This window comes from Nostocoides vanveenii (genome assembly GCF_039531165.1).
Taxonomy (GTDB): Bacteria; Actinomycetota; Actinomycetes; order Actinomycetales; family Dermatophilaceae; genus Nostocoides_A; species Nostocoides_A vanveenii.
Window position 1 is genome coordinate 128329 of the sequence record NZ_BAAAPN010000047.1, and the last position, 9988, is coordinate 138316.

General features: G+C 69.0%; 9 protein-coding genes. 8 read left to right on the top strand and 1 reads right to left on the bottom strand.

Annotated features, from left to right (window positions below; all coding sequences use genetic code 11):
• The first annotated feature begins 21 nt into the window (after positions 1 to 21).
• From ABD209_RS10610 to nudC, 4 genes are all read left to right on the top strand, one after another.
• Positions 22 to 825, top strand: a complete 804-nt coding sequence (locus tag ABD209_RS10610; RefSeq protein ID WP_344065847.1) for an ABC transporter permease — start codon at positions 22 to 24, stop codon at positions 823 to 825.
• Positions 826 to 1247: 422 nt separating this feature from the next.
• The gene (locus tag ABD209_RS10615; RefSeq protein WP_344065849.1) at positions 1248 to 3107 is read left to right on the top strand and encodes a 3-hydroxyacyl-CoA dehydrogenase family protein; all 1860 of its coding nucleotides are present in this window, start codon (positions 1248 to 1250) and stop codon (positions 3105 to 3107) included.
• A 181-nt stretch (positions 3108 to 3288) separates the two neighbouring features.
• Entirely contained in the window at positions 3289 to 4230 is a 942-nt protein-coding gene (locus tag ABD209_RS10620) for a hypothetical protein (protein ID WP_344065852.1), read from the top strand.
• A gap of 133 nt (positions 4231 to 4363) precedes the next feature.
• Complete coding sequence (gene nudC / locus ABD209_RS10625) at positions 4364 to 5365, top strand: NAD(+) diphosphatase (protein WP_344065855.1); 1002 nt, start codon at positions 4364 to 4366, stop codon at positions 5363 to 5365.
• Between the two features lie 44 nt (positions 5366 to 5409).
• On the opposite strand, the gene ABD209_RS10630 is transcribed toward nudC, so the two are convergent.
• A complete protein-coding gene (locus tag ABD209_RS10630; RefSeq protein ID WP_344065858.1) occupies positions 5410 to 5667 on the bottom strand; it encodes a mycoredoxin in 258 nt (85 codons plus the stop codon).
• A 77-nt stretch (positions 5668 to 5744) separates the two neighbouring features.
• Between ABD209_RS10630 and ABD209_RS10635 the strand changes: the two genes are divergently transcribed.
• From ABD209_RS10635 to ABD209_RS10650, 4 genes are all read left to right on the top strand, one after another.
• Positions 5745 to 7871 (top strand): ATP-dependent DNA helicase UvrD2, encoded by a 2127-nt coding sequence (locus ABD209_RS10635; RefSeq protein ID WP_344065861.1) that lies wholly within the window; start codon positions 5745 to 5747, stop codon positions 7869 to 7871.
• A 117-nt stretch (positions 7872 to 7988) separates the two neighbouring features.
• Positions 7989 to 8147, top strand: a complete 159-nt coding sequence (locus ABD209_RS10640; protein ID WP_344065864.1) for a hypothetical protein — start codon at positions 7989 to 7991, stop codon at positions 8145 to 8147.
• Between the two features lie 170 nt (positions 8148 to 8317).
• Positions 8318 to 8605, top strand: a complete 288-nt coding sequence (locus ABD209_RS10645) for a WhiB family transcriptional regulator (protein ID WP_344065866.1) — start codon at positions 8318 to 8320, stop codon at positions 8603 to 8605.
• A 77-nt stretch (positions 8606 to 8682) separates the two neighbouring features.
• Positions 8683 to 9915, top strand: coding sequence for an alkaline phosphatase family protein (locus ABD209_RS10650; RefSeq protein WP_344065869.1), 1233 nt, complete (start codon positions 8683 to 8685; stop codon positions 9913 to 9915).
• The last annotated feature ends 73 nt before the right edge of the window (positions 9916 to 9988 follow it).

Here is a 9988-nt window from a genome sequence, read left to right on the forward strand (position 1 = left end):
CATGACAACCAAGGATCTGACATGACTGCCGTCCTCGACCCGACCACCTCCCACCTGACCCACAAGCGCACCGCGATCGAGCAGACGCCAGGCATCCCGTTCGCCCGGCTGGTCCGCGTCGAACTGCGCAAGATGGTCGACACCCGAGCGGGCCGCTGGATGCTCATCGTGATGTCGGCCGTGTCCCTGCTCGTCGTGCTCGTCAATCTGATCTGGGGCGACCGGGAGAGCCTGAACTTCTCCTCCTTCGTGGCGCTGACCACCTTCCCGCTCATCGTGCTGCTGCCCATCGTCGGGATCATGGCGGCCACGGCGGAGTGGTCCCAGCGCACCGGGCTGGTGACCTTCACCCTGGAGCCGCGGCGAGTCCGCGTTCTCCTGGCGAAGAATCTCGCCGGCATCATCCTCGGCCTGGTGGTCATCGCGGCCGCCTTTGCTGCCGCGGCGCTGGCCACCCTCATTGCGATCACGGTGCGCGACGTGCCCGCGGACTGGTCGATGACCTGGCAGTCGGTGATCGGGATCCTCGTCGGGATGACCATCTATGTCATCCAGGGCCTGGCCTTCGGGTTTGCCCTGCTGATCACGCCCCTGGCGATCGTGGCCTCGATCCTGCTGCCGACGATCTGGTCGATCGCGTCCAGCATCAGCGCCAGGCTGGACACCGCCGGTGCCTGGCTCGACCTCAACCGCACCGTCGAGCCGCTCTTCTCCGGCACCATGTCGGGCGAGAACTGGGCTCAGCTCGGAACATCCAGCCTGGTCTGGATCGGCATCCCGATGGCCATCGGCGCCTGGCGCGTGCTTACCCGCGAAGTCAAATAGCCCCCGGGAAGGCAGAGAGCGGGCTGCGCCCGCGCTCTCTGTCTGTTCCGGGAAACCAAGCGAGCTTCGCTCGCCCTCCGGGGGCTCCGCCCCCGGATACCCCCGGACGGCTAGGTACCTCGCTTCGCTCGGTCCTGCTTGATCTGTTCCGGGAAACCAAGCTCGCTTCGCTCGCGGTTTCCCGGTCAGCTGCCAGCGCTTCGCTCGGCAGTTGAAGTCTGGGGCCGCGCCTTGATCGGCGGCCAGGGTCGGCGCGAAGTTGGGAGAGCCTGGGGCGACGCAAGACCGGGGGACGGGTGTCGGGCCGGCACGTTGCAGGGGGCGTGCCGGCCCGTGCCTTCGTGAAGCTGGCAGCGACCCGTGCGGGGCGGGGGCTCAGCGCCTAGGCGGGGGAGATGCAGTCGGAGGCCTGTCGAGCGGCCATGAGCCGGCCACGCGCCGGGGTGGGGGGGATCACGCCGGGAGGCGTGGAAGCGGCATACGGGCAATGGAAGACTCGAGATATGTCGCGTGAATTCACCAAAGTCGGTGTGGTCGGTCTCGGAACCATGGGTGCGGGGATTGTGGAAGTGTTCGCCCGCAACGCAATTGACGTCCTGGCGGTCGAGGTCGACGAGCGGGCACTCGAGCGGGGCAAGGGCTTCCTCACGGCCAGCCTGGACCGGGCCGTCAGCCGCGGCAAGATGGCGCAGGACGACGCCGACACCCTGCGGGGGCATGTGACCTTCACCACCGACCTCGCCGACTGCGCCGACTGCCAGCTCGTCGTCGAGGCCGTGCCCGAGCATCTCGACTTGAAGAAGCGGATCCTCAGCACGCTGGACGGCATCGTCGGGTCGGACGCCATTCTCGCGACCAACACCTCCTCGCTCCCCGTCACCGAGATCGCGGTCGCGACGGCCGACCCCAAGCGCGTGGTCGGCATGCACTTCTTCAACCCGGCACCCGTGCTGCAATTCGTCGAGGTCATCAAGACGGTGATCACCGCGGACGACGTCTTCGAGGACATCAAGGCGCTCGCGGAGCGGCTCGGCAAGAAGCCCGTGGTTGTCGGCGACCGTGCCGGCTTCATCGCCAACGCCCTGCTCTTCGGCTATCTCAACCACGCCGTCTCGATGTTCGAGAGCAAGTACGCAACCCGCGAAGATCTCGACGCCGCAATGCGTTTCGGTTGCGGCTACCCGATGGGGCCGCTCGCGCTGCTGGACCTGATCGGCCTGGACACGGCATACGAGATCCTGGACACGATGTACAAGCAGGGCCGCGATCGCCTGCACGCCCCGAGCCCGATCATCAAACAGATGGTCAGCGCCGGCCTGACGGGCCGCAAGAGCGGCCACGGCTTCTATACGTATGCCGGCCCGTCGAGTTCGCAGGTCGTCGCGGACTCCGCGACCCCAGCCGCCGACGCGGCAGACGCGGCGGGCCTACGTCCGATCGCTAAGGTCGGCGTCGTCGGTTCGGGGACAATGGCCGGCGGGATCGTCGAAGTCTTCGCCAAGGCCGGCTATGACGTCATCTATGTCGCTCGCGGCGAGGACAAGGTCGCGGGGGTGCGAGCGCAAATCGAGAAGAACAACGCCCGCGCGATCGACAAGGGCCGGATGACGGCCGAGGACGCCGAGGCGCTGCTCGGCCGGTTGAGCGGGTCGACGTCGCGCGACGCGCTCGCCGATGTCGACATCGTCGTCGAAGCCATCGCCGAGGACCTGGCGATCAAGCAGGACCTCTTCCGCGACCTGGACCGGGTGTGCAAGGCCGGGGCCATCCTCGCGACCACGACCTCGTCGCTGCCGATCATCGACCTCGCCGCTGTCACCGAACGTCCCGCCGACGTCATCGGCATGCACTTCTTCAATCCCGCCCAAGTGATGAAGCTCGTCGAAGTGGTGCACACCGTCGCGACCGCGCCGGACGTGACGGCGAGCGTCGTCGCGCTCACGCGGGCCGTCGGCAAGCACCCGGTGCAATGCGGCGACCGCTCGGGCTTCATCGTCAACGCGCTGCTCTTCCCCTATCTCAACGACGCGATCAAGATGCTGGAGGCGCATTACGCGAGCGCTGACGACATCGACACCGCGATGAAGACTGGCTGTGGCCTGCCGATGGGTCCCTTCGAACTGCTCGACGTCGTCGGCCTCGATGTCTCGCTGGCGATCCAGCGCGAGCTTTACCTGGAGTTCCGCGAGCCGGGCTTCGCCCCCGCGCCGTTGCTGGAGCAACTGGTGCAAGCGGGTTATCTCGGCCGCAAGACCAAGCGAGGCTTCCGCACCTACGCCTGACCGGGTGCAGCCGCCGCTCGCTAGGTCGAGTGGTGGCGACGCGCCGTATGCCGAGCCTCGCCGCCGGCGTGTCGCCACCACTCGACCTAAGCGTCCACAGCGCCGGCAGGCGAATCGGCATGATGCACAGGCTCCAGCGGACAGGCTGCGCCGGTTTGCGAGCCGCGGCATGGTGGCAGCCATGGCCGAACCCCTCCCGTCCGTGCTCTCGCTGGCGCAGGCCCGCGACCGTGGATTGACGCCGACCCAGTGGCGCTCGTCAAACTTTGACCGGGTGACCCGCGGCGTGCGCAGACGCGGGGCAACCGCCACCCTGGCGGAGCAGGCTGCGGCCTTCGCCCTGGTTCTGCCGCGTCCTTTCGCCTACAGCCACATGACGGCTGCCCGCCTCCTGGAGTTGCCCTTGCCCGGCCCGGTCTCCAGTGTTGGTGCCCACGTCGAGGGTTCCGTGTTGGATGTGATTCGCCCGTCAGCGTCGCCGCGCCTTACCCGAGCCGGCGTCCGCGGCCACCGCGGACTTGACCGGCGCCGTACGACCACCGTCGACGGCATGCCCGTGGTCTGCGTCGCCGACACCTGGGTCGACCTGGGCGAGCTTCGGGGCCAGGCGGCGCTGAGCGTGGACGATCTTGTGGTCCTCGGTGACGAAATCGCGGCCCGATTGCGCCTCGCCACCGTCGCCTTGATCCGGGCGGAGTTGGGCGGCGCGCTGGGTCGGCGAGTCCGGCCGCGCCGTGCCGTCGACTTGCGCGCTGCCCTGGGTTTGGTGCGGCCGGGAGTCCGATCGCCGATGGAGAGCCGGTCCCGGCTGATGTTCGTTCACTCCCTGTTTCCCGAGCCAGAGGTCAATGGCGTGCTCAGAGATGAGACGGGCCAGTGGCTGATGGAATGCGACCTGGTTTGGCGTGGCCAGCGCGTTGTCGCCGAATATCAAGGTCAGCCGCATGCAAACCTGCGAGCACGGAGCCAGGATGCCGCGAAGAGACGACTTGCCGAGGATTACGGATGGAGAGTGCACGAGATCTTCGCTGCGGACGTCTACACCCGACCGCGCCGGATCGATCTGCTCCGCCGGATAGCCGCCGACCTTCGATTGCCGCCCGACACCCTGCGCATCCAGTAGCGAAGTCGAGCGCGTCCAGCTCATCGCAGTCGAGTGGTGGCGACACGCCGTATGCCGATCCTCACCGTCGGCGTGTCACCACCACTCGACCAGGGGTCGCCCTGGGAATGCCGAGATGCGCGAGGATGGGCCAGTGCCCGACGCCCCCGATCCGCTGCGCACAATCCCGCTCGCGCACGGCGGGCTGGACCGGCAGGCCGAGCGCCGCCGGGACCCGGACCTGATCGCGCGGCTCCTGGCCGACCCCACGACCCGCGTCCTGCCCGTGGCCGCCGGCGCCGCGCCGTTGGCGCCCGCCGAGTCGCTGTTCGCGGGCCCTGCCCTGTCAGCGCCCGCCGAGTCGCTGTTCGCGGGCCTTGCCCCCTCGGAACCCGGCCCCACCGCCGACGCATCCGAACGAGGGCACGCCAGCCCGCCCGCGCTCGGGTGGCGCGCTCCGGAGGCCGGGGACACGGCATACGGGCAGGTCTTTCTCGGCGTCGCGGACGGCGCCGCCCGCGTCGCGCTGCTGCTGCCGCGCGATAAAGCTGGCGCCGGCTGGGTGGGGTTGCGTGAGTGCGGCGCCGACCTCGACCCGGCCGACGCGGAAGCCCTCACGACGGCGACAGCGCTCGGCAACTGGCACGCGACGCATCGGCACTGCCCGCGTTGCGGGGCACCAACCGAGCCGGCCAACAGCGGTTGGACCCGCCGCTGCCCCCAGGACGGCAGCGAACACTTTCCGCGCACCGACCCGGCCATCATCGTGGCCGTCACCGATCCCGAAGACCGGCTGCTGCTCGCCCGGAACCCGGCCTGGCCCGAGGGACGACTCTCGGTGCTGGCCGGATTCGTCGAGCCGGGCGAATCCCTGGCCATGACGGTGGCCCGGGAGGTCTTCGAGGAGGTCGGCGTGCGGGTGCGCGATGTCATCTACCTCGGCGACCAGCCGTGGCCCTTCCCGGCCTCACTCATGCTCGGATTCGAGGCACGCACCGACGACCCGACACTGGTCCTGGACCCGACCGAGATCGCCGAGGCCGCGTGGTTCACCCGCGCCGACTATCGCCGCACGGTCGACGAAGGCGCCTGGGGCGGCGGCACCTCGGTCTCGATCTCACGCCGCCTCATTCAGCACTGGCTGGCGCGCGGCTGATTGCCCCCCAACGGTCGAACCGCCCGACGTGGGAGGGGGCGGACTCAGGCGAGGCGCTTCTTGACCTCGATCAGGCTGGGGTTCGTGGCGGTCGAGCCATCGGGGAAGAGCAAGGTGGGCACCGTCTGGTTGCCGTTGTTCACCGACATGACGAAGTCCGCGAGCGCGGGGTCCTCCTCGATGTTGACCTCGGTGTAGGCGATGCCCTCGCGGTCCATCTGCGACTTCAGGCGTCGGCAGTAGCCGCACCAGGTCGTGGAGAACATGGTGACGCTGCCGGCTTGGGGCACGGACACGGACATACGGGAGCTCCTTGCTCGCAACAAATGGTGTGGATGCCATTGTGACAACGTCGGCGCGGCCACGTACCTTCCTGGGGGTGACCACCCTGCCCGACGCCGACGCGATCCTGGCAGCGCTCGACCCCGAGCAGCGCGAGGTGGCGAGCGCGCCGCTGGGCGCGATGCGGGTGGTCGCGGGTGCGGGGACCGGCAAGACGCGGGCGATCACCCACCGGATCGCGTATGGCGTCCGGTCGGGTGCGCTGCAGCCGCAGCGGGTGCTGGCGCTCACCTTCACCGCGCGGGCCGCAGGCGAGATGCGCACCCGCTTGCGCGAACTCGGCGTCGCGGGCGTCCAGGCGCGCACCTTTCATGCCGCTGCCCTGCGCCAGCTCCACTACTTCTGGCCCAAGACTGTCGGCGGCGCGGCGCCCGAGATCATGCCCGCCAAGGCGGCCGCGGTCGCAGAGGCGTGCGGCCGCCTCCAGCTCCGGTTCGACCGCACGGGGATGCGCGATCTCGCCGGCGAGATCGAGTGGGCCAAGGTCTCGCTTGTCACACCCGACGCTTATGCGGCCGCGGCCGCCCGCGCCCGTCGCACCCCCCCCGGCCTGGACGTGACGGCCATGGCCCGCGTCCTCGCCGTCTACGAGGACGTCAAGTCCGAACGCGGGGTCATCGACTTCGAGGACGTCCTGCTCATGCTCCGCGGCATGCTCGACGCGCGCCCGGACATCGCGACGACCGTGCGCGAGCAGTACCGCCACTTCGTTGTGGACGAATACCAGGACGTCAACGCCGTCCAGCAGGCGCTGCTCGACACCTGGCTCGGTGGCCGCGACGACCTGTGTGTGGTCGGCGATCCAGCGCAGACGATCTACTCCTTCACCGGCGCCTCCGCTCGCCATTTGCGCGACTTCGCCAGCAAGCACCCCGGCGCCCGCACTGTCGAGCTCGTGCGCAACTACCGCTCGACCCCCCAGATCATCACCCTCGCCAATGGCCTGGCCCGCGCACCGGGCGGCGCCCGCCGCTGGGGTGGCGTCGAACTCATCGCCCAGCAACAGCCCGGCCCCGCGCCGCGACTGAGCACGTATGCCGATGACGCGGCCGAAGCGGCCGGAGTTGCCGACCTCGTGTTCAACGCCATGGCCGCCGGCATGCCGGCGAGTCAAGTCGCCATCCTCTTCCGCACCAATGGTCAGAGCGAGGCCTTCGAATCGGCGTTGTCGCACAAAGGGATTCCCTATCTCGTCCGAGGTGGCGAACGCTTCTTCCAACGCAGCGAGGTCAAGGAGGCGACCGTTCTCCTGCGCGGCGCGGTTCGCTCCGACGATGGGGAGACACCGCTGCCCGAGCTGGTCCGCAGCGTGCTGACCGGGGCCGGCTGGAGTCGCACGGTGCCGGTCGGCGGGGCCGCGCGCTCGCGCTGGGAGTCCCTGGATGCCCTCGCCGTCCTGGCCGACCAGGTCGTCGGGGTCAGCCCCGCCGCCCGGATGGCCGAGTTCGTTCACGAAATCGACGAGCGCGCTGCCGCCCAGCACGCCCCGGCCGTTGAAGGAGTCACCCTGGCATCGCTGCACGCAGCCAAGGGTCTGGAGTGGGATGTCGTGATCCTCGCCGGGGTCAGCGATGGTCTCCTGCCGATCACGATGGCTGAGACCGGGGCCGAGATCGATGAGGAACGGCGCCTGCTCTATGTCGGCGTCACCCGCGCCCGCCGAGACCTGCACCTGACCTGGGCACAAGCGCGTGTGGCCGGCAGCCGCTCATCGCGGCGCCCCTCGCGTTTCCTCGACGGGCTCCTGGCGGGTACGGGCACATCGGCCACCGCCGGCGTGCGGGGGCGACCGGCCGGCAAACCCAAGGAGAAGAAGATCGCGACGTGCCGCACGTGCGGCGACGCCTTGACGGCGGCCGTCGAACGCACGACTGGGCGCTGCGGGAACTGCCCCGCGACCTATGACGAGACGACCTTTGCGGCGCTCAGGGCGTGGCGTGCGGCGGTCGCGAAGGCGGCGAGCGTGCCGGCATACGTCGTGTTCACCGATGCGACGCTGACGGCGATCGCCGAGGCGACGCCGAGTGATGATGCGGGTTTGGTGCGGATTGCCGGTGTGGGACAACGAAAATTGACGCTCTATGGGCCGTCCGTGCTGGCCGTTCTCGGTGGCGGCGACCCGGCGGAAGTGGCCGCCGAAACCGCTGCAGCCAACGCCAAATAGCGATCGCGCGCATTTGGGGCGTTTATTCGCATGACAGCGCCCGGCGCGAGGGATTATTCTGCCTGGGACGCCGACCGGCGTCACCGGCCAGCACACCGCGAAAGGAGCGCAGCAAGCATGAGCACAATCACGATGATCACCAGCGTCGTTCCGGCGTCCCTGTCCGCTGCCTACCCGACGCACGCTGCTGCCCAGGTGCTGAGCGCCGCTGCCGGTTTTGCCGGTGTCGACCTCACCGAGGATGGCTGGGGATCTCCGCCTGGATGGAGCCCGTGACGCATCAGCGTCATGAGCGACCGACATCCAGGCCGCGGATCCCAACAGGATCCGCGGCCTTTGTCATTCCCGGACCGAATCCCTTGCCGCACAACTGAATCCACAGTGCCACAACCCGGCACGACACCAGACCGCCCACGACGGCGGCCGACCAAGGAGGTGAAGACCCCATGCAGCTCACTGCGCTGCTGGACCACGGCGTGCGCGCCACGCTGGAGACCGGGGAGATCCCGTGCCAGTCCAATGACCCCGAACTGTGGTTCGCAGACACGCCCGAGGGCGTCGAGTTCGCGAAGGCGCTATGCGTCAGCTGCCCGATGATCGAAGCCTGCCTCAGCGGCGCCCTCGATCGGCGGGAAGCGGCTGGGGTCTGGGGTGGTCAGTTCTTCGTCGACGGTGTCGTCGTGGCTCGCAAGCGGCCCCGTGGTCGCCCCCGCAAGGACTCCTACGCCGCCTAGGGCATCCCCGCGAAGGTCTTCACTCCGGTAGCGCCGATCCTTCGTGGGGTGTCAAGGCAGCGGCGTAGTCTCGCGCCGTGCCGCATCTGCATCCCGACCATGAGCGAGTCGTGGCCGCGCTGACGACGCCCGATCTCGCCGCGATCGTCGACCTCGTCGTGTGGGCAGCCACCGACGAGGCCGGCGATCGCTACGCGTTCGCTGCCAACCACCTGGGGCGGGTGCGGCTGGAGCCGGGTGGACGCCATACGGTCGTTTCCGGAATCGATCCGATTGCCAGCGAGGACCCGATGGCCTTCCTCCCGTATGCCGCGGAGCTGGCTGACCCCTCGCCGTCACAGTCCATCGACAACGCCTATCCGTATGCCGCAGAACGACTTTTGTCCTTCTTCGCCGAGCCCGACCGCAGCCCGGACCTGGCGATCGTGCATTCACCGCGCCACTTCTTCCCTGAGGTGGGCGGGCATATCGGGGAGCACGGCTCGCTTGACATCATCCAGTCGCGAGCGCCATTGATCATCGCCGGGGCGCGTGCCCGGCGCGGCGGCTATGTCGATGGCCACGCCAGGCTGATCGACGTCGGCCCCACGCTGGCCTGGCTCGCGGGTGTGCCTGAGGCGGCGCTGTGTGACGGTGCGGGCGCCCCGCTCGACGGCCGGGTGTTGCGCGAGCACCTGGTCGACGGTCCGCCCGGCCCCGTCGTCGGCATCCTGTGGGACGGCGCGCACTGTGGCGATCTGCTCGACCTCGCCGCGTGCGGGGAGTTGCCCGCCGTGGCCCGGCTCATCGCTGGGGGCCGCGCCCTGCGAGGTGGGGCGGTCGCCCAGTTCCCAAGCATCACCTTGACCAATCACACCTCGATCCTCACCGGCGTCGGACCGGGGCGGCATGGCGTGATGGGCAATGTCTACTTTGACCGGGCGAAGTCGGAACGTGTCGTGCCCAATGACAATTCGACATGGCATCGCAGCAGTGACTGGTTGCATCCGGAAGTCCGCACGGTCTTCGAGTTGGTGGGGGAGCACGTGCTGCCGCGCGTCGGTGGGGCACCCCGGACGGCCAGCGTCGATGAGGCAATCGATCGCGGAGCGGACTACTCGACCATGCAACTGATTCGCGACAGCGGCCAGGCCGGGGGCGCCGGGGGCCTGGGGGACCGGTTGCCCGATCCAAGGTCGTCGCCTTTCCTTGCCGACCCGGCGCACCTCGCCGACGACTACTTCTCCTGGGGCGTGCAGGTCGACGACCTCGGCCTGACCCAGATGAGACAGTTGTATGCCCGTTACCTTCGTGATGGGTCCTCGACCTGAGGATCTCGGTCGCTGAGTCCGGCATGACTTACTGCCCCTGTCGTCGATGATCCGGGGGGTGTTGTCACCGGGC

What these genes read in the sequence shown, in the direction of transcription:
- ABD209_RS10610 (WP_344065847.1), top strand. Translation starts at nt 22, where the DNA reads ATGACTGCCGTCCTCGACCCGACCACCTCCCACCTGACCCACAAGCGC.
- ABD209_RS10615 (WP_344065849.1), top strand. Translation starts at nt 1,248, where the DNA reads ATGAGCCGGCCACGCGCCGGGGTGGGGGGGATCACGCCGGGAGGCGTG.
- ABD209_RS10620 (WP_344065852.1), top strand. Translation starts at nt 3,289, where the DNA reads ATGGCCGAACCCCTCCCGTCCGTGCTCTCGCTGGCGCAGGCCCGCGAC.
- ABD209_RS10630 (WP_344065858.1), bottom strand. Translation starts at nt 5,667, where the DNA reads ATGTCCGTGTCCGTGCCCCAAGCCGGCAGCGTCACCATGTTCTCCACG.
- ABD209_RS10640 (WP_344065864.1), top strand. Translation starts at nt 7,989, where the DNA reads ATGAGCACAATCACGATGATCACCAGCGTCGTTCCGGCGTCCCTGTCC.
- ABD209_RS10645 (WP_344065866.1), top strand. Translation starts at nt 8,318, where the DNA reads ATGCAGCTCACTGCGCTGCTGGACCACGGCGTGCGCGCCACGCTGGAG.